The sequence below is a fragment of the Leucobacter japonicus genome, from assembly GCF_001273855.1.
Lineage (GTDB): Bacteria > Actinomycetota > Actinomycetes > Actinomycetales > Microbacteriaceae > Leucobacter > Leucobacter japonicus.
This window is the reverse complement of sequence record NZ_JHBX01000141.1, coordinates 194,908-218,524: the sequence shown is the minus strand read 5'-3', so window position 1 is coordinate 218,524 and position 23,617 is coordinate 194,908. Positions and strand designations below refer to the sequence as shown.

Below are 23,617 nucleotides of genomic sequence, written 5' to 3'. Positions count from 1 at the left end.
CAGAGGAGTGGTGGATCCGGCTAGCCGCCGAGCAGCGCATCGCGCAGGCCGCGCTGCGGCACCCAGCCGGGCCTGGGCGCGGAGGCGATGAGCAGCCGGGTGTACGGGTCCTGGGGAGCGTCCAGAATTTCCGAGACCGTGCCGCGCTCGATGATGCGGCCAGTGCGCATCACCACGACGTCGTCGGCGATGTCGCGCACCACCGAGAGGTCGTGCGTGATGAACAGGTATGAGAGCCCATGCTCGGCGCGAAGGCGCTTCAGGAGGTCGAGTACCTGTGCCTGCACGGAGACATCGAGCGCCGACACAGCCTCGTCGAGCACGATCACGCGCGGCTCTGCGGCAAGGGCGCGGGCGATGGCGACGCGCTGCTTCTGACCGCCCGAGAGCGCTGCGGGCTTGGCGTCGGCGTGGCGCTCGGTGAGGCCGACCTCGGTGAAGAGTTCGAGGAGTCGGGCGCGACGACCGGCGCGGTCGAGGTCGGGGCGATGGGCGCGCAGCATCTCGTCAATGGTCGCCGACACAGGCAGCGATCGATTGAGGGAGCCCTGCGGATCCTGGAACACCATCTGCACGAGCTTCGCCCGCTCGCGCAGGGCTCGGCGCGCGGTCGTCGGTGCGACGTCGGTGCCGTCGATGCGCACGGATCCCGCGTCTGCGGATTCGAGCCCGACGACGACGCGGGCGAGCGTGGATTTACCCGACCCCGACTCGCCGACGACTGCGAGGCAGGTGCCCGGGCGCAGCGCGCAGGAGACGTCGTCGAGCGCGGTCACGCTCGCGCGGCGTCCGAGGTGGAAGGTACGCGAGAGGTGCGCGACTTCGATGATCGGGGTGGCCGCTGGCACGACCGCCTGGGATTCAGCCGCGATGGCGCTCATGCGCAGTCCTCCGTTTCGCTCGCGGGGGTGGCGGGAGCCGGCGCGGCTGCCGCCTCGGTTGAAACCGCCGCGGCACCGGGCGCCGCAGCAGTCACCGCGGCCGGGGGCCCCGCAGGGTACAGCTGGGGGCGCGCCGACATCAGTGCACGGGTGTATTCGGTGCGAGGTTGATCCCGAATCTCGTCGGGGGTGCCGATCTCGAGGATCTCCCCGTCTTTCATCACCGCGAGCCGATCGCAGACCGCGGCGGCGAGGTCAAGATCGTGCGTCACGAAGATCATGGAAAGGCCGTGCTCGCGCCGCATCTCGTCGAGGATCGCGACCACCTCGGCCTGCGTGGTGACGTCGAGCGCCGTCGTGGGCTCATCGGCGAGCAACAGCTTCGGTTCGCCCGAGATCGCTCCTGCGATCACGACGCGCTGCAGCATGCCGCCCGAGAGCTGATGCGGGTAAGAGCGCAGCACGCGGTCAGTGTCGGTGATGCCGACCTGGCGCAGCAGATCGGCGGCTCGCTCGCGTGCCTGCGCGGCCGGAAGCGACCGGGCGTCGCTCATCCCCTCGACCAGGTATCGGCCGACGGGCAGCACGGGGTTCAGCGCGCCGTGCGGGTTCTGGGCGATCAGCGCGAGATCGTTCGCGCGGATGCGCCGCAGCGCCTCGCCCTGGGTCGCGAGCAAGTCGGTGCCGTCGATCGTGATCGATCCGCCGACCTCGGCCCCGGATGGCTCGATGCCGAGGATGCACTTCAGGGTCATGGACTTGCCCGACCCCGATTCGCCGACGAGCCCGAGCGCCTCGCCCTGCGCGAGCGCGAACGAGTTGCCGTGGAGAATTTCGGTGCGTTCCCCGGTATCGGGGTCGGTGACGGTGAGCGTGAGCGCGTCGATCTGCAGCATCAGCGCGTCCTTCCTGCGGCGCGACGGCCGCCGAGCTGCTCGCCGACGTATCCGAAGGCGGCGACGGTGATGACGATGGCGAGACCGGCGAAGATGCTCTGCTCCCAGTAGCCCTGCTGCAGCGATGCCTGCCCGTTCGAGACCATGAGGCCCCAATCGGGGGTGGGCGGCTGCACGCCGAGGCCGAGGAACGAGAGCGCGGCGAGCTCGATCATCGCGTACCCGAAGTTGATGGTCATGCCGGTGAGAATCTGGGTGCGCACGTTCGGGAGGATGTGTCGCACCGTGATGAGGAATCCGGAGATGCCCTGCAGCTGCGCCGAGGAGACGTAGGGCAGGTTGCGCTCGCGAAGGGCGACCGAGCGGATCACGCGGGCCGAGTAGGGCACGTAGCCGATGGCGAGCGCGAGCGATGCGGTGAGGATCGACGGCCCGAAGATGGCGACCGCGAGAATGGCGAGCAGCATGTTCGGGAACGCGAACAGGATGTCGAGCACGCGGCTGATGAGCGCGTCGACCTTGCCGCCGAACCAGACGGCGGTGAGGGCGAGCACCGTCGCGAGCACGGCCGTCACGACGATCACGATCGTGGGGCCGATGAGACTGGTACGGGCGCCCCAGATGATGCGCGACAGGATGTCGCGGCCCGACTGATCGGTGCCCATCAGGTGCGCGAGGCTCCAGGCCTCGTGGCGCGAGGTCACGGTGCCGGCGAACGGATCGTAAGGCGCGATGACCGGTGCGAGGATCGCCATGAGGATCACCAGCACGATGATCGCGAGGCTGACGATGCCGATCGGACCGAGGCGCCGCGCGAGGAGGCGCCAGCCCGAGGTCGGCACCGCGTTCCGCTGCTTGCGCAGCAGCTGCACGGCGACCGTGTTCTGGGCGCGGGTATTCGTCTGCGTACCCGGTTCGCGGGTCGGGGGCTGCTGAGTCATCGTGCCGACACTCCCTGGTTGAGGCGGACTCGCGGGTCGATCACGGAGTAGAGCAGATCGACGATGAGGTTGATGATGCCGAAGGCCAGCACCATGATGAGCGCGATCGCTTGCACCACGGCGAAGTCTTTCTTCTGCACCGAGTTCACGAGCAGCGAGCCGATGCCGTCGAGGGTGAAGGCGTACTCGATGACGAAGGCGCTGGCGAGGAGGCCCGCGACCTGCGTGCCGATGACCGTGGTGACGGGCAGCATCGAGTTGCGGATCGTGTGGCGCCACAGCACCAGCTGCTTGGGCACGCCGCGCGCGATCGCCATGATCACGTGCTCCGACCCCTGCTCCTCGCGCACCGCGGTTCGGGTGATCCGCGCGACCACCGCGATTCCAGGGAAGGCGAGCGCGATGGCCGGCAGCGTCAGGTGCCACAGCCTGCCGAGGAAGCCCTCACCCGACCCCGAGACGGGGAACCACCCCAGGTTCGAGCCGAACAGGAACATGAGCACGAGCGCCGCGAAGAACGTGGGAACGGCGAACCCGAGGTTCGACCCGAACACCACGAACTTCTCGAACACGCCCGACCGGGTGGCGGCGAGCACGCCGAGGCCGATCCCGAACACGATGATGAGCAGTGCTGCGAAGCCGGCGAGGAACAGCGTTGTGGGAATGCGCGATGCGACGAGGGTCGTCACGTCTTGCTGGGTCAGCAGCGAACGGCCGAGGTCTCCCTGCACGACGTCGACGAGCCAGTGCCAGTAGCGCACCAGGAAGGGATCGTCCAACCCGTACTGCGCCCGGATGGACGCGAGCACTTCCGGGCTGACGGTACGGCCCTGCACGAGGAACTGCTCCGGGCTGCCCGGCGCGAGATACATGCCGGAAAACACGATGAAGCTCGACACGACGAGCACTGCGAGCAGCGCCCCGAGCCGTTTGAGGACGTAGGTCATGGACGATCCCTTCCGGAGAGCCGCTTAGGCCGCTGCGCCGATGTCGGCGGCCCAGGGGTAGTAGAGGTACACGAACGAGGCCGGCGCGCCAGTGATGCTCTCATCCATGTACATCCGCACCGCGAGGTCGTTGATCGGCACCCACGGCTGCTGCTCCATGATCAGCGCCTCGGCCGTGACGGTGAGCTTCGCGCGCTCGGCATCATCGCTCTCCGCGATGGCTGCGTCGAGCGCGGCGTCGACCTTCGCATCTGAGAAGCCGGAGTAGTTCTGGTCGCTGCCGGTCTTCGCCACGCTGATGAGGTGCAGCAGCGGGTCGGGCGCGCTCAGGTAGTTGGTGGTCACGAAGCCGTCATACCCGGCACGCGCCTCGGGGTCGGAGAAGAACGCGCCGAACTGCGCGCTCGGCACGCCGGTCGGCTCGAGAGTGATGCCGAGTTCCTTCGCGCCGTTCGCCATCTCGTTGAGGATGTCGGCGTAGAAGCTGCGCTCACTCGGGTAGGCGATCTTGATGGGCTGGGACAGGTCGGTTTTCGCGGCTTCCAGCTCGGCCTTCGCGGCCTCGATGTCGTAGCTCAGGTCGGGCAGCTCCTGGTCGCGCAAGTCGGCGATGCCGGGCGTCGCCGCCTCGACCGCATCCCACGGCGACTGCGGCACGACTGAGCGCGACGGGGTGCCCGTGCCCTCGTAGACGGTGTCTGCGATCGCCTGGCGATCCGTAGCCCGGGTCAGGGCGCGACGCACGGCGGGATCGCCGAAGGCGCCCTCACCGGTCGAGATGATCGCCATGTCTTGCATGCCTTGGCCGTAGTACAGCGTGCCCGAGGAGCTCGACGAGAGCTGGCCGAGCGCCGGGAGCGGCACATCGTACGAGCCCTGGATCTCACCAGTGCTCAGCCCGTTCGCGATGGCGGTCGGGTCGACCACAAAGCCAATCTCGACACTCTTGGCCTTCGCAACCGAGTCGGTGTCCCAGTAGTTGTCGTTGCGCTCGAGCGTAATCGACTGCCCCTGCTTCCAGTCACCGGGGGTGAACTTCAGGGGGCCGGTGCACATGACGCCGGTGTCGGGGTTGCCGTAGTTTTCGCCGGCGGCGACGCGCTGCTCCTGCTGCACGACGACGCCAATGATGGTGCTGAGCGAGGAGGGCAGCGTGTAATCGGCACTCTTCAGCGTGATGGTGACTTGCGCGTCTCCCGTTGCGGCGACGCTCGCAATATTGGCGACTGTACCGCCGCCCCAGTAGCTCCCCTCGGCGGGGTCGATGTGGCGATTGATCGAGAAGACGACATCGTCGACCGTCATCGGGGAGCCGTCCCAGAACTGCACATCGTCGCGGATGTCGAACACCCAGGTTTTGCCATCGTCGGTCTTCGAGTCGGTGGCGAGGTTCGGCTGCACCGAGAAGTCGGGCTGCATCTCGAAGAGCGGTTCGCAGAGGTTCGAGACGATGGTGTTTTCGGGGTAGTTGAACGCTTTGACCGGGTCGAGGCTGGCGAGTTCGCCATAGGTCGAGTTCCAGGTGACGGTGTCGGCATCGCCAGCGGCCTCGGGGGTGGTCTGCAGCAGTTCGTCGGTGGCGGAGGCGGTGCCCCCGGAATCGCCGCCGCGGCTGCCGGACGCGCAGCCGGCGAGGGCGAGGCCCCCGATGGCGAGGAGGGCGATGGTCGCCCGCATCGGTGCGAGTTTCACGTTGTTCTCCGTTCGAAGTTTCATCTTTGAAGCTCCCCGACCCGGTGACCCGAGCGAAGACGCACTGGTGATCGTAGCACCCAAAACGGTTTGTTAAAAACGTTTTGGGTGTTACGATTCGATGACGCCGCGGGGCGGGCAGCGCTGCGCATCACCGCCCGGTCTCGCAGCGCGACCGACTATTCTGACGGGATGCGATCGACCGTGCGACCGACCATCAAAGACGTGGCAAAAGCTGCAGGCGTGTCACCGACGACGGTCTCCCACGCACTCAATGGCAAGGGAGTCGTGCGACAGGAGACAGCCGAGCGCATTGCCCGCGTCGCTGCCGACATCGGATACCGACCGAGCCCGATCGCTCAGGGGCTTCAGAACTCCAAGCTCGGCCTGCTCGCCCTGGTCATTCGACCGCTGCATACTCTCGACACCTTCCTTCCCGAGGGCGTCGACTACTTCCTCCGAATGGCGGGTGCCGCGTCACTCGCCGCCATGGAGCGCGGGTACAGCATGATGCTCGTCGACGACCCGACACGGCCCGACGCTCCACTCAGTGCCACCGCCGCCGATGCCTACATTGTGTCCGAGCCGTTCGAGCACGATCCCGTACTCACCATGCTCGACCAGCGCAATATCCCATTCGTCGTGATCGGCTCCGACCCGGCACGCCCCGGCCAGTTCGTCGAGCTCGCCACCCGAGATCGCGAAGAAACCCTGCTCGCTCTCGACCACCTGCACGACGCGGGTGCGCGGCGTGTGGCGCTCGTCACCGGCACCGACGGCAACTCGTGGAATCGCGAGTCGGAAGACGCCTACCGGGAGTGGTGCGCACTGCGGGGACAGCTGCCCGACATCGCAGCGTTCCCCGAATCCGATGGCGAGGGAGCAGGCGAAGCGGCGATCGAGCGGTTCTTCGGTGTGGGTGCCGCATCGCGGGCGCGTGATGCCCCCGACGCTATTTTCTGCCTCACCGGGCGCCACGCGGCGGGCCTCAACGCCGCCGCAGCTCGGCGGGGTATTCGCGTACCTGACGACCTCCTGCTCGCGGCCGGATCGGGCGCACTGCAAAATCGCATCTCGCGCCCCAGCGTGACCACGCTCGACCTGCACCCGGAGGGCATCGCGGCCCGTGCGGTCGAGGTCGCCGTGCTACTCGCAGAGGGCAAACCACTCGACATCCCCCTCGAAGTGCCGCGAGCCACCCTCGATGTCCGTGAGTCGACGATGCGCAACGCGCCGTCACCGACGGAATAGCGCTGCAGCGCCCCGCGTTGCACTCCGCATGCCCGCACCCTCACGCGCCAGCTCAGCCAGCTCAGCCGACTCCAACGCTTCTGCCGCGCGCACCACTCACGACGACCGTGACGCCGCGATCGACCGCGTGCTGGCCAGCATCAATGCTCGGGTGAAGCAACAGCACCGCGTCACTGTGCGACCGGGCGACGCGGTCTCAATTCCTCGCGGCAGTGTCACCCTCGTGTACGTCATCGAGGGCGACCTGCGCGTGCACCCGAACGGCCCGCGGACCGTAGTGCCCGATGCCGCGCTCGCCGCTCACGACGACGTGCGCCATCTTTCGATCGGCGACGCGCAACTCTTTACCGGACGCGAGGCGCACGCGCTGCGGGTCGACGAGCACGCCTTCGTACTGCTCTCATCGCTCGACTTCACCGAGGCAACCGCGCACGTGCTCGAGCTACTGCCCGACACGATTCTGGTGCGCGACCTCCCGGGCACCGAGCCCGCCGTCGCGGCCCTGGCCTCGATGCTCGGGCCAGAGGTCGGTCGACCCGCCGAGGCGTGCTCCGACCAGGCGGGATCATCGATCGTCTGCGGCATGATGGCGAACACGGTGCTCGTCTCAGTTATCCGCGCCTGGGCGATCCGCGGCTGCGCCCCTGACGGCTGGCCCTCGCGCACGAACGACCCGTTCCTCGACCGTGTGGTCGAAGCGATCCATGCCGATCCGGGTCGCGTATGGACGCTCGAGGATCTCGCCCGCACCGGCGCGATGTCGAGGTCGGTGTTCGCCGAGCGCTTCCGCATCGCCACCGGCACCTCTCCCGCGAACTACCTCACTGATGTGCGCATCCGCTCGGCGCAGCAGCTCCTCGCGGAAGGCCGCGGCGTCTCCGAAGTGTCGCGCGCGATCGGGTACACCTCCGACGACGGTTTCAGCCGCGCATTCCGCCGTCGGGTCGGGGTCACCCCGTCGGCTTGGCGATCCGGCGCACTGCGCGCCTCGCGGGCGTAACACGCAGGTACATACGACACCGGGGTCGCAGTCGCTGTGCGCTGACTGCGGCCCCGGTGTCGTATGAGCTGAGGATCACCCCCGCGTGCGGCGACCCTCCGAGATACGGTCGGAGATGCCGAACAACGCGGCCCCGACGAGCAGCGCCGCCCCGCCGATCACGAAGACCGCGACGATGCCCCACGCGTCGACCAGCAGCCCGCCGAACGCGGCCGCGATGGTGATGCCGGCCTGGAATCCGACGACGATGAGGCTGCCGCCGGCCTCGAGCAGGTCGGGCAGGCGGTTGCCGACCCAGGTGTTCGCGATGATGAGCCACGCAGCGTAGAAGAATCCCCACACGACGACTGCGCCGCCGGTCGCCCACAGCGACCCCGACGAAGCGATGATGAGCAGGATCAATCCGGCGATCAGCACCGGCGTCACGACAATGAGGGCGCGGTATCCGCGGTCGACCACGAACCCGATCACGACGTTGCCGACGAGCCCGCCGACGCCGAAGAGCGCGAGGAGCACGACGATCGTGTCGGCGCCGATGTGCGTGCCGCCCTCGCTCACACGCTCGAGCGCGAGGCGCACGTAGGTGTAGGCCAAAAAATGCCCGGAGACGACAAGCACGTTCGCGACCACGCCGAGTGCGATACCCGGGCGTCGCAACGCGGCCCCGAGCGTCGAGAGACGGGCGGCGTTCTCGGCCGGCACCGACGGCAGCAGCCAGCGCAGCACGAGCGCGAGCACGGTACTGAGCCCCGCAGCAACCCAGAATACGCTGCGCCAGTCGAGCGCCTCACTGAGCATGACGCCGAGCGGCACACCCGCCACCGTGGCGAGCGAGACGCCCGCGGAGTTGAACATGACCGCCTTGCCCAGGCGATCCGGCCCGGCGATCTTCGCGGCGACCGAGATCGACATCGACCAGAAGCCCGAGATCGCGGCCCCCAGGATGAAGCGCGCGAGAATCACGAGCAGCAGGTTCGGAGAGATGGCGACGAGCACGTTCGAGAGCGCGGCGGCGAGCGACAGCCAGACGAGCAGCGAGCGTCGGTTGAGCTTCGGGAAGATCAGGCCCACCGTCGGCGCCGCGATGAGGCCGGCGAACGCAGTGACCGCGACCATCTGACCCGCCTGCCCGGGTGTGACCCCGAGGCCGTCGGCGATACTCGTCAGCATGCCGCTCGGCACAAATTCGGCGGTCACGAGGAAGAAGCTCATCAGCATCATCGTGATCAGCGCGGGGTAATTCATGGGTCGGCGCGCAGCCTTCCCGGTCGCGGCATCGGCCGCGGGCACCGTGGGAACGGGAGCAGTTATGGTCATGGTTCCATCGTGGTCGAATCGGGTGCCGAGCGCCCGACGATCGGTCCCGACCGTCCGACGCATCGTCCGGGCGGGCGGAGGCAGAGCGCTCGGACACGGCAACGGGGACCGGCGCCGAAGCACCGATCCCCGTTGCGCGCGAACGCGAGAGCGAGATTACGCCAGTCGAGTCGACAGGTTCTCGTCGATCGACGCGAGGAACTCCTCGGTCGTCTGGTACGCCTGATCCGGGCCGACGAGCAGCGCGAGATCCTTGGTCATCTTGCCCGACTCAACGGTCTTGATGACGACGTCCTCGAGGGTGTGCGAGAACTCGATGAGCTCCTGATTGTTGTCGAGCTTGCCGCGGTGCGCGAGGCCGCGCGTCCAGGCGAAGATCGACGCGATCGGGTTCGTCGAGGTGGGCTTGCCCTGCTGGTGCTGACGGTAGTGACGGGTCACGGTGCCGTGAGCGGCCTCGGCCTCGACGACCTTGCCGTCGGGCGTCGCCAGCACGGAGGTCATGAGACCGAGCGAGCCGAAGCCCTGCGCCACGGTGTCCGACTGCACGTCGCCGTCGTAGTTCTTGCAGGCCCAGACGTAGCCGCCCTCCCACTTCATGGCCGAAGCAACCATGTCGTCGATGAGGCGGTGCTCGTAGGTGAGACCGGCAGCCTCGAACTGCTCCTTGAACTCGGTGTCGTAGATGTCCTGGAAGACATCCTTGAAGCGACCGTCGTAGGCCTTCAGGATGGTGTTCTTCGTGGAGAGGTACACCGGGTAGTTGCGGCTCAGACCGTAGTTGAGCGAGGCACGAGCGAAGTCGCGGATCGAGGCGTCGAGGTTGTACTGCACCTGCGCGATGCCGTCACCGGGCGACTGGAAGACCTCGAACTTCTGCGGCTCGGAGCCGTCGTTCGGGGTGAACTCCACGGTGAGGGTGCCCTCGCCCTGGAAACGGAAGTCGGTCGCGCGGTACTGATCGCCGAACGCGTGACGGCCGATGATGATCGGCTTGTTCCAGCCGGGTACCAGGCGCGGGATGTTCGAGATGATGATCGGCTCGCGGAAGATCACGCCGCCGAGGATGTTGCGGATCGTGCCGTTCGGGCTGCGCCACATCTTCTTGAGGCCGAACTCTTCGACGCGCGCCTCGTCGGGGGTGATGGTGGCGCACTTGACGCCGACGCCGTGCTTCTGGATCGCGTGCGCCGCATCGATGGTGACCTGGTCGTCGGTCGCGTCGCGGTGCTCCATGCCGAGGTCGTAGTACTCGAGCGTCACGTCGAGGTAGGGGTGGATCAGGCGGTCCTTGATGAACTGCCAGATGATGCGCGTCATCTCGTCGCCGTCGAGCTCGACGACCGTACCTTCAACCTTGATCTTCGCCAACACATCTCCCGTTTTCGTCGTGGTCAAACCGCGATCCATCCTACCCGAGTCGCGACGGGTATCTCGACATCGAGATAGTTTTCACGGGGGATCCCCATACGCGGATTCCGCTCACGTCGTCGGGTGATCCGCCACCCACGCACCGCCGCGCATCACCCGCTGCACCCGCACCGCTGGGTCGAGCACCACGAGGTCGGCACGCATCCCGGTCGCGAGATCACCCGAGTCGACCCAACCGACCGCGCGAGCCGGCGTCGTGGCGGTCACCCGCACCGCTTCGACCCAGCGAGCGACGCTCGGAGGTTCGAAGGTGTCGTCGGTGCCGCCGCCGCCCTCGCCGAGGAGCCACAAGCGGAAGAGCCGATCCATCGTGGCCGTGCTGCCGGCAATCGCACCGATGCCGCCCGTCTCGTCGCGCAGGCGAGCGACCCCGTCGCGCACCGCGACGTCGAGGTCTCCGAGTCGATAGTCGCCGTCACCCTGCCCGGCAGCTGCCATTGCGTCGGTGACCAGGGCCACGCGCTGCGCGCCGGCCGACATCACCACCCAACGGGCGAGTTCGGGGTCGAGGTGGGTGCCGTCGGCGACAAGCTCGAGGGTGACGCGCGGATCGTGCATGAGCGCGAGCACCGGCCCCGGCTGCCGGTGGTGCAGCGGCGGCATCGCGTTGAAGAGGTGCGTGGCCAGGGTCGCCCCGGCATCGATCGCGCGTCGCGTGCATGCCGCATCGGCGTCGGTGTGGCCGATACCGACGCGCACGCCGGCGGCGACGAACTGCTCGATCGCGTCGATCGCCCCCGGTAGCTCGGGCGCGAGGGTGACGACCGCGATCGCATTGCGGCCGTCCGTTTCGGATCGCCCGGCGTCGAGCAGGTCGGCGATCTCGGCGGGGTCGGGTGCGCGCAGCACCGCGGGATCGTGCGCGCCGGCCCGGCCCGCGCTCAGCCAAGGCCCTTCGAGGTGGATGCCGCCGAGCTCACCGCACTCGACGAGCGGCGCGAGCGCCGACACTTGGGCCAGCAGACGCTCGGGTGCCGCCGCGACGAGACTCGCCATGCTGCGCGTGGTGCCGTGCGCGAGATGCGCGGAGCGGGCTCGCCTCGCCGATGCGACCCCGGCGCCGGCGTCACTGACGGGGTAGCTCGATCCTCCCCCGCCGTGCACATGGATGTCGACGAACCCGGGCACGATGGTCGCCTGGCCGAGGTCGATGCGGTGCAGCAATCGAGCCTCGTCGTCGTCTGGCGCTCCGCTCCCCACCGCCGTCACCCGATCACCCGCCAGCCGCACCCACCCGGGCGCGTGCACCGCAGAGCCGGTGACGACGCGAGCCGCCGTGAGCAGGCAGTCGGGCGAGGTCATCGCGATCCGCCACCTGTGTATGCCGAGGAGGGCATACGGGCCTGCACGTGCTCGTAGTACTCGGTCAACGTCAGGGAGGCAGCCGCCGCTCGATCGATGATCACCGTCGCCCGCGGGTGCAGCTGCAGCGCGCTCGCCGGGCACATGCTCGCCACGGGCCCCTCGATCATGCGCGCAACGGCATCCGCCTTCTCGGGTCCCTGGGCCACGAGCACCAACTGGCGCGCGTCGAGAATCGTGCCGAGTCCCTGGGTCAGACAGTGCTCGGGCGGCTGCTCGCCATCGAAGAAGCGGGCGTTGTCGGCGAGCGTGCGCGGAGCCAGCGTCTTCACCCGGGTGCGCGAGGCGAACGACGAGGTCGGTTCGTTGAACCCAATGTGTCCGTTTGCGCCGATGCCGAGCAGTTGTACGTCGATGCCGCCGGCCTCGGCGATCGCGCGCTCGTAGGCGGCGCACGCGGCCTCCAGATCGTCAGCGCTGCCGTCGGGCACGTGCACGCGGTCAGCGGCGAGCCGCAGGGGTTCGGTGACAGTGCGGCGAATCACCGAGCGGTAGCTCTCCGGATGCTCCGGGGCGAGGCCCACGTACTCGTCGAGCGCGAACGCGGTGACGCCGCGGGTGTCGAGGCGCCCCTCGCGCACCCGTGCGGCCAGCGCGTCGTAGGTCCCGAGAGGCGACGATCCCGTCGCGACGCCGATCACGGGGTTCGACCGATTCTCGATCACGGCCACGATCAGGTCGGCGGCGCGCTCGGCGACGGCTGCCGCATCGGCTTCGATGATGACATCCACGTCGTGTCTCCCTTGCTCCCGGCACAATTTGCTCCCCGCGCATCGATCGCTCGCGCGCATCTGTGGCGCACGCGCCGACGGGGTCATAAAATGGACTAGACCAATCCTCATCGGCAAGTGTGCAGCGCTGAGGCGGCGATGTCAACCGCGCCGCATGCAGGCTCGCCGATGCCGTTCTCGGGAGACACGATGCCCAGCACGCCCAAGCACTACGCGCAGAAACTGCACCTGCTCGAGGCGCTGCGAGATGCTCGGCCGGGCGATCCGCTGCCCACCGAACGCGAACTCGCCGAGCACTGGGGCACCTCGCGCACCACGATTCGACAGGCCCTCTCCGCGCTCGAAGCCGAGGGGCGCATCGTGCGCGAGCAGGGCCGCGGCACGTTCGTCGCGCCCCCGCCGATGGTGCACGTGCGATCACTCACCTCGCTCAGCGAAGACTTCGGCGAGGAGCCGCTCGACAGTCGCGTGCTCGGTATCGTCGAGACCAGGGCGGGCGGCGATCCCGAGCGCGATATCGCGGCTGTGCTCGGCCTCGAAGCCGGCTCCCCCGTCACTCGCGTCGAGCGCGTGCGCCTGCACGAGGCGACCCCGCTCGCGCATGAGATCGCGTACCTGCCCGGAACCTACCCGGGGCTCGCGAGCGCCCTCGCCGAGCGCGGTTCGCTGTACGCGACGCTCCGCGACGAGTACGGCGTCGAACTTGCCGTCGTCGATGACGAGATCGGCACCGCGCTCGCCGGGCCCGACGATGCGGAGCGGCTCGGCGTCGCCGTGGGGCACCCGCTGCTCCTCGTCGAACGCGTGGCCCGATCTGCCGACGGGGTCGCCCGCGAGTACACACGCTCTCGCTTCCGCGGCGACCGCTTCCGGTTCGTCGCGCACGGGCAGCGCCCTTGAAACCCGCGCAGCCGCGCTGTTAGCCTGGGGCCACCCAACGACGGGCACCGGTGGCCGCGAGGCTGCCGACTCTACAACGGATCGTCCGGCACGTACCCGCCGGTGGAGGAAATCATGGCAACAGTGACGTTTGACCACGTGTCTCGCGTGTACCCGGGCGCAACACGCCCCTCGGTCGATGAGCTCGATCTCGACATCGGCGACGGAGAGTTTCTCGTGCTCGTCGGCCCGTCCGGCTGCGGCAAATCGACCACGCTCCGCATGCTCGCCGGGCTCGAGGAGATCGACTCCGGGCGCATCATCATCGGCGATCGCGACGTCTCGGAAATGCCTCCGAAGGATCGCGACATCGCGATGGTCTTCCAGAACTACGCGCTGTACCCGCACATGAGCGTCGCCGACAACATGGGCTTCGCGCTCAAGATCGCCGGCGTCTCGAAGACCGAACGCGACGAGCGCGTGCTTGAGGCGGCCCGCATGCTCGACCTCGAGGAGTACCTCGATCGTAAGCCGAAAGCGCTCTCGGGCGGCCAGCGGCAGCGCGTCGCGATGGGGCGCGCGATCGTGCGCCAGCCGCAGGTGTTTCTGATGGACGAGCCGCTGTCGAACCTCGACGCCAAGCTGCGCGTGCAGACCCGCACCCAGATCGCGTCGCTGCAGCGACGGCTCGGCGTCACCACGGTCTACGTCACGCACGATCAGACCGAGGCGCTCACCATGGGCGACCGCATCGCCGTGCTCAAGGACGGCGTGCTGCAGCAGGTCGGCACGCCCCGCGACCTCTACGCCGCACCCGACAACGTGTTCGTCGCGGGCTTCATCGGCTCGCCCGCGATGAACCTCCTCCCCGCCGAGATCTCGCGCGAATCCGCCCGAACCGGTTCGCTCAGCGTGCCGCTCTCGCCCGGCGTTCGCGAGCGCGCAACCGGATCGGGCGTGACGATCGGCATCCGTCCTGAGGACCTGACGCTCGCGCCCGCCGGCACGCCAGGCCTGTCGGTCACGATCGACCTCGTCGAAGAGCTCGGCGCCGACGGCTACCTTTACGGCCGCACCACCTCCGTCGCCGGCGGCGGATCGGGCGTCGACCCCGACGCGCTCACCTCGACCAGTTCGGGAGGCGCCACGATCGTGGCCCGCGTCGACGGCCGCGACCACCCCGCAGCCGGCGAAACCGTGACGCTCGTGCCCGCACCCGAGCGCCTGCACTTCTTCGATGCGGCGACGGGCGCGCGCGTCTCGTAGCGTTTCCTCGCCGCCGCGGCCGCGGCGCTTTCCCCTTGACGCAGAATCGGTGTCACTTTGTGTAGTTTTCGGGCTCGATTTCGCGGCCTCGACTGCAAAAAGTGACACCGATTCGCGCGGGAGGCGGAACGGGCGGGCGGAACGGGCGGGCCGGGCGCTGAATTGGGCCGGGCGGCGCATCGGCGATCGACGTTGTCCGTGCACAGCGAGCGCTTGCGCGTTCGCTCTCCACAGATTCGTCGCAGGCTGCGCCTGCGTCCTGTTCCGCTGCTCCGCCCCGCCAAGCTGGCCGCATGCGGCAGTCATCAGTGACATCGATCCCTCCCGGCGCGCACTCCGTCGGCGCTCTGCACGGCGCCGGGGTGAGCCGCGGCCGCCTCCGGTCTCCGCGCCTCGCTCGAGTGGCGACCGGGCTTGTCGTGACGCCCGACAGCGGGCTCGATCTCACCGAGTATCGCGACCGGTGCCTGGCGGTCGGCAGGTCGCTAGCCACCGGCAGATTCATTTCGCGCCGCTCCGCCGCCGCGATCCTGCGCATTCCCGCCCCGCCCCCTCCCCATCGCGAGGTCGAAGTCGGCGTATTCACCCCAGCCCGTGCTCCGCGACGCGCCGGCCTGCTCGGGCATCGTGTGCGGCCCGACATTCTCGAAACCGTATCTCGCGATGGGGTATCGATTCCGAACCCTGCAGATGTGTGGTGTCAGCTCAGCGGAGTGATCGGTTTCGAAGCTCTGGTCGTCGCCGGAGACGCCATCGTGTCGGGCACCCGCATTCTGAACAGCGGCGGGCAGCGCTCCCCCGCTCTCGCGACCCTCGATCAGCTTCGCTCAGCCCACCGTCGGCACTCCCAAGGAACCGGTGCTCCGCTCCGCGCGCGGGCGTTGGAGGCTGTCCGCACGGGCGTCGATTCTCCCCCGGAGTCCCGGCTGCGACTCATGGTCGTCGGTGCCGGCTACCCGGAACCCACCGTCGACTGCGCCGTGGCAGTGATGATCGACGGTCGACATCGCGAGTTGCATGTCGACCTGGGATACCCCGAACTGCGCATCGCAATCGAGTACGAGGGCGTGCACCACTTCACCGATCCGCGGCAGGTGCGGCTCGACCTCCGGCGCATCGAAGTGCTGCACGAGCACGGGTGGCGGGTCATCAGGGTCACCGCCGCGGATCTCCGCGATCCGAGCAACCTGCTCTCCAGAATCACGAAGGCCTTCGCCGATGCACTCGCGCGCTGAGGCACCCACCAGCCACCAGCCACCAGCCTTCAGCCTTCAGCCACCAGCCTTCAGCCACCAGCCGACCGAATCGGGGTCAAAATTGCAGTCGAAACCGCCTCACACCGCTCAAGAACTACACAAAGTGACACCGATCCCGAAAAATGAGGGCAGAAACGGCAGCGGCGGCCAAAGTTGCAGTGGAAGCACAGGCCAAAGCCGCGGTGAGTGAGCGAGCGATGCAGCGGCCCCGAACATCCGCGCGGAACAAATATCCCCGCAGGACTTGCGCAGAATTAGTTCGTTAGCTTTACTAACTGTCATGACGATCGCACTGTCGCGTTCAGGGACGCGCACCAGCCCCGCTTCCGGCCCCGCCGGGTTCTCCCCCGCGGGCGCCCAGTTCGGGGGCGCTCACCGCGCCGGGTTGGGCGCGACGCCCGGCGACGCGAAGCAGCACAATCGCACGCTCGTACTCCAGACGCTCTCGGCGGCCGGCCCGATGAGCCGCGCCGACCTCGCGCGGGCCACGGGGCTTACGAAGGTGACCGTCTCGGGTCTCGTCGCCGAGCTGCTGAGCGACGGCCTCGCGACCGAGCTCGGCGTTCAGGAGTCGCAGCGCCCCGGCAAACCCGCGATCCTGGTCGACCTTGCCCGCACCGCATTCTCGGTGCTCGCGCTCGATCTCAGCGACGATCGACGGTTCCGCGGCGCACTGCTCGACCTCGATGGCACGGTCGTCGACCGCGCCGAGACACCGCTCGACGGCGCGGTCGGCGAAGCCGCGAGCGAACGAGCGGTGCGGCTCGCGCTCGACCTGCTCGAACGCGCCTCGGTGCCGGTGCTCGGCATCGGCGTCGGCACCCCCGGCGTTGTCGATGCCGATGGGGTGGTGCGCACCGCGGCGAACTTGGGCTGGCACCAGCTCGACCTGCGCGGCGTGCTCGCCGAGCGCACCGGCATCACCACGGTGGTCATGAACGATGCCAACCTTGCCGCCCTCGCCGAGCTACGGTTCGGTGACGCGACCGACGATTTCATCGTGATCACGATTGGGCACGGTGTGGGTTCGGGCCTCGTCGTGGCGGGCCGACCGGTGGTGGGTACCCGTTTCGCCTCGGGCGAGATCGGTCAGGTCATGGTCGGCACCGACCTGGGCATCGAGGCCCCGTACGCCCGCGAGCAGGTGCTTGAGCACTGGTTGTCGGTGCCGTCGCTGACCAGTGCGCTCGCGGCCCATCCCGATCAGCGCGAAGCCGTGCTCCGCGAGGCCGGGCAGCGCCTCGGCATCGCACTCGCGCCGGTGGTCGGCGTGCTGAACCTTGCCGAGGTCGTGCTCGCGGGCCCGATCGACCTGGTCGATGGGGTGCTCGCCGAGGCGACCCTCGAGATTCTGCGCCGCCGCACCATGCCCGATTCGCACGACACTCTCGTGCTGCGCACCACCCGCCAGGGCGACGACCTCATTCTGCGAGGCGCGACGGCCGTGGTGCTCGGGGCGACGCTCGGGATCACCTAACCCGCTGACCCGCACGATGTGCGGGTGCAGTGCACCGACTCACATCCATCCATTCCGCAGTCACTCCGAAAGAAGGAACCTCCCATGAAGAGAAAGCTCACCGGCCTCACCGCTGCGGCCGTGGCTTCCGCACTCCTGTTCACCGGTTGCAGTCAGGGCGCCGGCGATTCCGGCGGCTCGGGCGCCGTCGACGGCGACGGCAAGTCGATCACTCTGTGGCTCATCGGCAGCGATACGCCTGACACGCTGCGCGACTACCTCACCGATGAGTTCCACGATCGCACGGGTGCCACGCTCAAGATCGAGGAGCAGGGCTGGGGCGACATCGTCACGAAGCTGACCACGGCCCTCCCCGACGCCAACAACACTCCTGACGTCACCGAGATCGGCAACACGCTCTCCCCGACGTTCACCAATGTGGGGGCGTTCTTGGACGTCAGCGACATGTACGACGAGCTCGGCGGCGATGATCTGCTGCCGTCGTTCGTCGAGGTGGGCCAGGTCGACGGCAAGGAGTACACGCTCCCCTATTACTTCGGGTCGCGCTACATGTTCTACCGCAAGGATGTCTGGCAGGCGGCAGGCGTCGAGGTGCCGAAGACGCTTGACGAGTTCAATACGGCCGTCACCTCGATCACTGAGAAGAATCCGAAGGGCATCGACAAGTTCTCGGGCTTCTACCTCGGCGGCCAAGACTGGCGCGACGGGATCTCATGGATCTTCGCGAACGGCGGCAACATCGCCGAGAAGCAGAGCGACGGTTCGTGGAAGGCGACGCTCGACTCCCCCGAGGCGATCACCGGTCTGGAGCAGCTGCAGCAGATCTACCGCACGGCTTCGAACGCTCCGAACGATGCGAAGGATGCGAACCAGTACCAGTACCTCAACGACTCCGATCAGGTGAAAGACGAATCGGGGGCGGTGACCGATGATCTGTCGCTCTCTGCGGCGACGATCATGGCGCCGGGCTGGGCGCACTTCTCGATCGGCGATCTCACCACGGGCAACGATGGCGAGGCGGCGCGCGAGTGGAACGACGACGTGTTCGGCACGTTCGTACTTCCCGGCAACGACGGCAAGCCAGCCCCGGTGTTCGCGGGCGGCTCGAACCTCGGTATCTCGGCGAAGTCGGATGAACCGGAGCTCGCGAAGGAGCTGCTGCGCATCGTCTACTCCGAGGACTACCAGAAGATGCTCGGCGAGAACGGCCTCGGCCCCGCGAACCAGCAGTACGCGTCGTCGCTCGGCGACGACCAGTTCGCTCAGGCGCTGATCGAATCGGCCTCGAATTCGAAGCTGACCCCCGCCGCACCGGGCTGGGCCGCGATCGAGTCGAAAAGCATCATGGAGGAGTTCTTCTCGAAGATCCGCGATGCCGATGATCTGCAGCAGCTCGCGGTCGATACGAACGCGAAGCTCGACGCGCTGCTGAATCAGAAGTAGTGCAGGATCGTCGGGCCCGGGTGCTGCGGCATTCCGGGCCCGACTCCCGCAGACCGTTCCAACTCCCCTCTCGCTTCGAAAGGCCGGTCATGGCAGACTCCACCGTCGCTCCTCGCCGACCCCGCTTCCGCATCGCGCCCTACGCACTGCTGCTCCCCGCGACGCTGATCGTATTGCTCGCGCTCGGCTACCCGGTCGTGTGGCAGGTCATCACCTCGATGCAGCACTTCGGGTTGGCGCAGCAGTTCGGCCAGCCGCCCGAGTGGGTGTGGTTCGGCAATTACGTCGAGTTGTTCTCGAACCCGACGACGTGGCTCGTGGTCGCCCGGTCGATCGTCTTCTGCCTCGTCACCGCGGGGGTCACCATGGTCGTCGGCACCGCACTGGCGCTGCTGATGCAGGTGGTTCCGACCGCGGCGCGCCTCACTCTGCAGATCTCGTTGCTGCTTGCCTGGGCGACCCCGGTGGTCGCCGCGATGACCATCTGGAATTGGATCTTCGATTGGCGCCGCGGGTTGGTGAATTGGGTGCTCGGGTCGATCGGGCTTCCGGTGCAGGGGCACAACTGGCTGCAAGATCCGCTGTCGTTCTTCGGAGTCGCCATGATCATCGTGGTGTGGATGAGCGTGCCCTTCGTCGCGTTCTCAATGTATGCGGGGCTGACGCAGGTGCCCGGCGAGGTGCTCGAGGCGGCGCAGATGGACGGCGCAAGCCCGTGGCAGCGATTCCGGTTCATCATTCTGCCGCTGGTGAAGCCGGTGCTCGGCATCGTCATGCTGTTGCAGATCATTTGGGATCTGCGGGTCTTCACCCAGATCAAACTGCTGCAAGATCGCGGTTCGATCGCGAGCCAAACCGACGTGCTCGGCACGTACATCTATCAGATCGGCATCGGATCAAGCGATTTCGCGATGGCGAGCGCGATGTCCATCTTCGTACTCCTGCTCACCATCGCGCTGAGCTGGGCCTACGTTCGCAATCTGCTGAAGGAGGATGAGGAGCGATGAGTGCACCTCGCACCACCACTATGACGGCCCCGGTCGAGGTCGTGCGGCAGCGCGGTCGTGCGCGGATCGGCCGGCCGGGGCGCACGGTGCTCACGGTCGTCGCTATCCTCGTCGCTCTCATTTGGGTGTTCCCGGTCTACTGGATGCTCAACTCGTCGCTGCTGCCCGGTGTCGTGCTCGATCAGTCGACACCGCGGTTGCTGCCCGTCGGCGGATCGTTGCGCAACTTCTTCTCGGTCGTCTCCGATGGTTCATTTCTGCGCGCTCTGGGCGTGAGTCTGACGGTTGCCGGCATCGCAGTCGCGTGCTGCCTCATCTTCGCGTTTCTCGCGGCCCTGGCCATCAGCCGGTTCCGGTTTCGCGGTCGTCGCAGCTTCGTGCTCGCCGTGCTCTTCATCCAGATGCTGCCCGCCGAGGGCATGTTCATCGCCCAGTACAAGCTGATGGGGTCACTCAATCTGCTCAACTCGGTGGTCGGGGTGAGCATCATTTACATCGCCGCGGTCGTCCCGTTCACGATCTGGATGCTGCGCGGCTTCGTCGCGGGCATTCCTGCAGAGCTGGAAGAGGCCGCCATGGTCGATGGGCTGAGCCGCACACAAGCGTTCCTGCGCATCACATTCCCGCTCCTCGCCCCCGGCCTGGTCGCCAGCGGCGTGTACGCCTTCTTGCAGGCGTGGAATGAGTTCACCGTCGCCCTGGTGATTTTGCAAGATTCAGGCACGCAGACGTTGCCCCTGTGGCTGCGCGGATTCATTCAGCAGTCGGCCTCGCGCGCGATCGATTGGGGCGAGGTCATGGCGGCATCGACGCTGGTCGCGGTGCCGGTGATCATCTTCTTCCTCATCGTGCAGGGGCGCATGACGAGCGGCCTCGTGAGCGGGGCGGTCAAGGGATGAGCGAGCTGCGACGGGCCATCCGCACCACGCTGATGCCGGGGTTCGCCGGGCTCGAGCCTCCGCGTTGGGTGTTCGACGCGATCTCGGGCGGTGTGCATTCCTGGTGCGTGTACGGCGAGAATGTGCAGGATCAGGCCCAACTCGCCGCGCTCGGCGCCGCGCTCCGTTCGGCCGCCTCCGACTTGATGATCGCGATAGATGAGGAGGGCGGCGAGGTCACGCGGCTGCACTACCGGGAGGGGTCCCCCTACCCCGGCGCGGCCGTGCTCGGTCGCATCGATGACGTCGACGTCACCGAGCGCGTCGGCGCACGGGTGGGCCGCGAGCTCCTGTCGTCGGGCTTCGCCCTGGCGCTCGGACCCGTCGCCGATGTCAACAGCGACCCACGCAACCCCGTGATCGGCACGCGCAGCTTCGGGGCAGACGCCGACCTCGTCTCCCGTCATGTGAGTGCCTGGATTCGTGGCCTGCGCGGCACGGGCGCAGCAGCCTGCGCGAAGCACTTTCCAGGGCACGGGGCGACCGCGCTCGATTCGCACCTGCAACTGCCCACCGTGCACGCCGATGCTGCGCTGCTTGCAGAGCGCGACCTCCCCGCGTTCGCGGCGGCGATCGCTGCCGGAGTCGACGCGATCATGACCTCGCACATATTGCTGCCCGAGGTCGACGCGGAGTTCCCCGCGACGTTCAGCCCGCGCATCTTGCAGGGGATCCTGCGCGAAGAACTCGGCTTCACCGGAGTGATCGTCTCTGACGCGCTCGACATGCGGGGTGCGAGTGCGGAGATCGGTATCCCCGAAGCCGCGGTGCGGGCGCTCGCCGCCGGGTGCGATCTGCTGTGCCTCGGCACCGGATCGAGCCCGGAGCTGCTGGCCGAGATCGAGGAGCGCGTGATCGCGGCCGTGAACGACGGGCGTCTCACAGCCGACCGACTGCACCGCGCGGCGGAACGCGTCGACGAACTGCGCTCACGCGCGGCTCGCGGCATCTCCGAGAGCCGCGCGGCAGACGCAGCGCTCGCATCCGCGGCGGAGCCGGCCTCGCACCTCGAGCTCGAGCGCATTGCCGCGAGCTTCGACGGCACCGAGGCGGCAGCGCACTGGGCGGCAGCGCATCCCCGCGCTCGCGTGCTGCGCGTCGAATCATCCGCGAATCAAGCGGTCGGTGCCGCCCCGTGGGGGCCACCCGCATCTCCGGGCGACATCATCGTCACCGCCGAGACCCCGATGCCGTGGAGCGATGCACTGCCGCCCGGGGCCGCTCCGGCCGATGGGGTCATCATCGTCGGCCGCGATCTGCACCGGCACGAGTTCTCGCGCGACGGCATCGCTTCGTTGCGCGACGATGGCGTGCCGACACTGACTATCGAAATGGGCTGGCCCGACCCCGAGTCGAGCGCGGATCTCGAAACCTCAGGTTCGACGCTCCGCGTGGGCGAAGCCGTGCGGCACCTGCTGGCGGGGAGCACGCGATGAACAGCACCCTCCGCGTCGGCATGGATATCGGCGGCACCAAGACCGAGGCGGTCGCGATCGACGCCGACGGCCGGGTGGTCGCCTCCGTCAGACGGTCGACCGCACCCGGCGCAGAGGCTGTACTCGCGACGGCGCAGCGGGCCGTCGACGATCTCGCGTCTGCCGTCGGCCGTCCGGCATCGGAGTTCGCCTCGATCGGCGTCGGCATCCCCGGGCAGATCAACCGCGACGCCGGCGAAGTACAGCTCGCGTACAACCTCGGCATCGAGCGCCTCGCTCTCGCGCGACGACTCAGCGATCGCGTCGGCGTGCCCGTAGCGCTCGACAACGATGTCAATGCCGCTGCGCTCGGCGCGGCGCACCTCATGGGACTCGACGGCACCGTCGTCTACGTGAACCTGGGCACCGGGCTGGCGAACGGACTCGTCATCGACCGCGTGCTGCAGCGCGGAGCCACCGGGATCTCGGGGGAGATCGGGCACCTCCCGATCGATCCGCTCGGCCGCGCATGCCCGTGCGGGCAATTCGGATGTCTGGAAACCGCGGCCAGCGGATCCGCACTGCGCACATACTGGCCGGGCGGCGGCGAGCACCCCGGCCGAGCCCTGCTCCCGGCGATCGATCGTGGGGACGCCGAGGCACAGGCGGCGTTCGAGCACCTCGTGCGCGGTACGGCGACGGCACTCCGCATGCTGGTGCTGCTGCTCGACCCGCACACCATCGTCGTCGGCGGCGGGCTGCGACTCCTCGGGAATCGGTTCTTCGATGCCGTCGAGTCCACCATTACCGAGTGGGAGGTATCGAGCCCGTTCATCGCGGAGCTGCGGATCGCTTCGAGGGTGCGCGTGTTGCCCGAGTACTCCCCCGCCGCCGCAGTCGGCGCCGCGCTCGCAGCCATCGGCGCGCCCGGCACCACGGCGCCCAGCGACACCGCACCCAGCCCCACCGCGCCCGCCGCCGCAGCACCCGCCAACGGGTCTTGCGCGACCGCCGCGAAGCGTTAGCCTTATTCCATGAGCGATCTGAGACTCGAAGAGCTTTCCGCAGCGACCATCGTCGCGGTGAACACGCTGGGCCTCAAGCGGGGCCAGGAGCAGTTCATCACTCCGGTCTCGTATGCAGCTGCCGCAGCCGTGACCCCGGCGCACACTTCATGGCAGCGTGTCGTCCTCAAAGACGACCACGTCGTGGGCTTCATTCACGGCAACTTCGACCCGGATGCGTCGCAAGAGGAGTTCCGTGCGGCTCTCTGGCGCATCAACGTCGACGCTGAAGTTCAGGGCTCCGGCGTCGGCACGTTCGCGGTCAACGCGCTCATCGAAGAGGCGCGCCGACGAGGCATCGGGCGGCTTACGGTGCTCTGGGAGCGCGGCGAAGACGGTCCGGAAGCATTCTTCTTGCATATCGGGTTCGCCCCGGTCGGTGAAACGCCCTACGGCGAGGTCATCGGCGCGATCGACCTGTAA

General features: G+C 68.0%; 21 protein-coding genes. 12 read left to right on the top strand and 9 right to left on the bottom strand.

All coding sequences use genetic code 11. From position 1 onward, the window contains the following. Nucleotides 1-20: 20 nt before the first annotated feature. From AMS67_RS14095 to AMS67_RS14075, 5 genes are read right to left on the bottom strand one after another with little or no spacing between them, the layout of a single operon-like run. A complete protein-coding gene (locus AMS67_RS14095; RefSeq protein ID WP_053387929.1) occupies nucleotides 21-881 on the bottom strand; it encodes an ABC transporter ATP-binding protein in 861 nt (286 codons plus the stop codon). Further along, complete coding sequence (locus AMS67_RS14090) at nucleotides 878-1,777, bottom strand: ABC transporter ATP-binding protein (protein ID WP_053387928.1); 900 nt, start codon at nucleotides 1,775-1,777, stop codon at nucleotides 878-880. Before AMS67_RS14090 ends, AMS67_RS14095 begins: the two co-directional genes overlap by 4 nt. Further along, nucleotides 1,777-2,718, bottom strand: coding sequence for an ABC transporter permease (locus AMS67_RS14085; protein WP_053352514.1), 942 nt, complete (start codon nucleotides 2,716-2,718; stop codon nucleotides 1,777-1,779). The genes AMS67_RS14090 and AMS67_RS14085 overlap by 1 nt, the downstream gene beginning before the upstream one ends. Beyond that, nucleotides 2,715-3,665 (bottom strand): ABC transporter permease, encoded by a 951-nt coding sequence (locus AMS67_RS14080; protein WP_053387927.1) that lies wholly within the window; start codon nucleotides 3,663-3,665, stop codon nucleotides 2,715-2,717. The genes AMS67_RS14085 and AMS67_RS14080 overlap by 4 nt, the downstream gene beginning before the upstream one ends. A gap of 24 nt (nucleotides 3,666-3,689) precedes the next feature. Continuing rightward, nucleotides 3,690-5,357, bottom strand: coding sequence for an ABC transporter substrate-binding protein (locus AMS67_RS14075; RefSeq protein WP_241488094.1), 1,668 nt, complete (start codon nucleotides 5,355-5,357; stop codon nucleotides 3,690-3,692). Between the two features lie 192 nt (nucleotides 5,358-5,549). Here AMS67_RS14075 and AMS67_RS14070 point away from each other — a divergent pair, with 192 nt between their 5' ends. Beyond that, nucleotides 5,550-6,608, top strand: coding sequence for a LacI family DNA-binding transcriptional regulator (locus AMS67_RS14070; protein ID WP_053387970.1), 1,059 nt, complete (start codon nucleotides 5,550-5,552; stop codon nucleotides 6,606-6,608). 28 nt (nucleotides 6,609-6,636) lie between these two features. Beyond that, a complete protein-coding gene (locus AMS67_RS14065) occupies nucleotides 6,637-7,608 on the top strand; it encodes an AraC family transcriptional regulator (protein WP_053387925.1) in 972 nt (323 codons plus the stop codon). Between the two features lie 75 nt (nucleotides 7,609-7,683). Here the strand turns inward: AMS67_RS14065 and AMS67_RS14060 are convergent, their stop codons facing one another. From AMS67_RS14060 to nagB, 4 genes are all read right to left on the bottom strand, one after another. Next, complete coding sequence (locus tag AMS67_RS14060; protein WP_053387969.1) at nucleotides 7,684-8,925, bottom strand: MFS transporter; 1,242 nt, start codon at nucleotides 8,923-8,925, stop codon at nucleotides 7,684-7,686. 156 nt (nucleotides 8,926-9,081) lie between these two features. Beyond that, on the bottom strand, nucleotides 9,082-10,296 hold the full coding sequence (locus tag AMS67_RS14055; RefSeq protein ID WP_053352637.1) for an NADP-dependent isocitrate dehydrogenase: 1,215 nt from the start codon (nucleotides 10,294-10,296) through the stop codon (nucleotides 9,082-9,084). A gap of 111 nt (nucleotides 10,297-10,407) precedes the next feature. Next, nucleotides 10,408-11,658 carry an N-acetylglucosamine-6-phosphate deacetylase gene (locus AMS67_RS14050; RefSeq protein ID WP_053387924.1) on the bottom strand — a complete coding sequence of 417 codons (1,251 nt, stop codon included), beginning with the start codon at nucleotides 11,656-11,658 and terminating at the stop codon, nucleotides 10,408-10,410. Next, a complete protein-coding gene (nagB, locus tag AMS67_RS14045) occupies nucleotides 11,655-12,449 on the bottom strand; it encodes a glucosamine-6-phosphate deaminase (RefSeq protein WP_053387923.1) in 795 nt (264 codons plus the stop codon). Before nagB ends, AMS67_RS14050 begins: the two co-directional genes overlap by 4 nt. A gap of 189 nt (nucleotides 12,450-12,638) precedes the next feature. Between nagB and AMS67_RS14040 the strand changes: the two genes are divergently transcribed. The 10 genes from AMS67_RS14040 (at nucleotide 12,639) to AMS67_RS13995 (ending at nucleotide 23,617) form a co-directional block, all read left to right on the top strand. Next, on the top strand, nucleotides 12,639-13,349 hold the full coding sequence (locus AMS67_RS14040) for a GntR family transcriptional regulator (RefSeq protein ID WP_053387968.1): 711 nt from the start codon (nucleotides 12,639-12,641) through the stop codon (nucleotides 13,347-13,349). Nucleotides 13,350-13,463: 114 nt separating this feature from the next. After that, nucleotides 13,464-14,594 carry an ABC transporter ATP-binding protein gene (locus AMS67_RS14035; protein ID WP_053387922.1) on the top strand — a complete coding sequence of 377 codons (1,131 nt, stop codon included), beginning with the start codon at nucleotides 13,464-13,466 and terminating at the stop codon, nucleotides 14,592-14,594. A gap of 293 nt (nucleotides 14,595-14,887) precedes the next feature. Further along, nucleotides 14,888-15,829: an endonuclease domain-containing protein gene (locus AMS67_RS14030; protein WP_156316685.1), complete on the top strand. Its 942-nt coding sequence runs from the start codon at nucleotides 14,888-14,890 to the stop codon at nucleotides 15,827-15,829. 301 nt (nucleotides 15,830-16,130) lie between these two features. Continuing rightward, nucleotides 16,131-17,327: an ROK family transcriptional regulator gene (locus tag AMS67_RS14025; protein WP_082305528.1), complete on the top strand. Its 1,197-nt coding sequence runs from the start codon at nucleotides 16,131-16,133 to the stop codon at nucleotides 17,325-17,327. A gap of 84 nt (nucleotides 17,328-17,411) precedes the next feature. After that, nucleotides 17,412-18,770 carry an extracellular solute-binding protein gene (locus AMS67_RS14020; RefSeq protein ID WP_053387920.1) on the top strand — a complete coding sequence of 453 codons (1,359 nt, stop codon included), beginning with the start codon at nucleotides 17,412-17,414 and terminating at the stop codon, nucleotides 18,768-18,770. Nucleotides 18,771-18,859: 89 nt separating this feature from the next. Next, entirely contained in the window at nucleotides 18,860-19,777 is a 918-nt protein-coding gene (locus tag AMS67_RS14015; protein ID WP_053387919.1) for a carbohydrate ABC transporter permease, read from the top strand. Further along, nucleotides 19,774-20,676 (top strand): carbohydrate ABC transporter permease, encoded by a 903-nt coding sequence (locus tag AMS67_RS14010; RefSeq protein WP_053352527.1) that lies wholly within the window; start codon nucleotides 19,774-19,776, stop codon nucleotides 20,674-20,676. Before AMS67_RS14015 ends, AMS67_RS14010 begins: the two co-directional genes overlap by 4 nt. Beyond that, a complete protein-coding gene (locus AMS67_RS14005) occupies nucleotides 20,673-22,151 on the top strand; it encodes a glycoside hydrolase family 3 protein (RefSeq protein WP_053387918.1) in 1,479 nt (492 codons plus the stop codon). The genes AMS67_RS14010 and AMS67_RS14005 overlap by 4 nt, the downstream gene beginning before the upstream one ends. Beyond that, nucleotides 22,148-23,155, top strand: a complete 1,008-nt coding sequence (locus AMS67_RS14000; RefSeq protein ID WP_075201399.1) for an ROK family protein — start codon at nucleotides 22,148-22,150, stop codon at nucleotides 23,153-23,155. Before AMS67_RS14005 ends, AMS67_RS14000 begins: the two co-directional genes overlap by 4 nt. Before the next feature lie 9 nt (nucleotides 23,156-23,164). Beyond that, a complete protein-coding gene (locus tag AMS67_RS13995) occupies nucleotides 23,165-23,617 on the top strand; it encodes a GNAT family N-acetyltransferase (RefSeq protein ID WP_053387917.1) in 453 nt (150 codons plus the stop codon).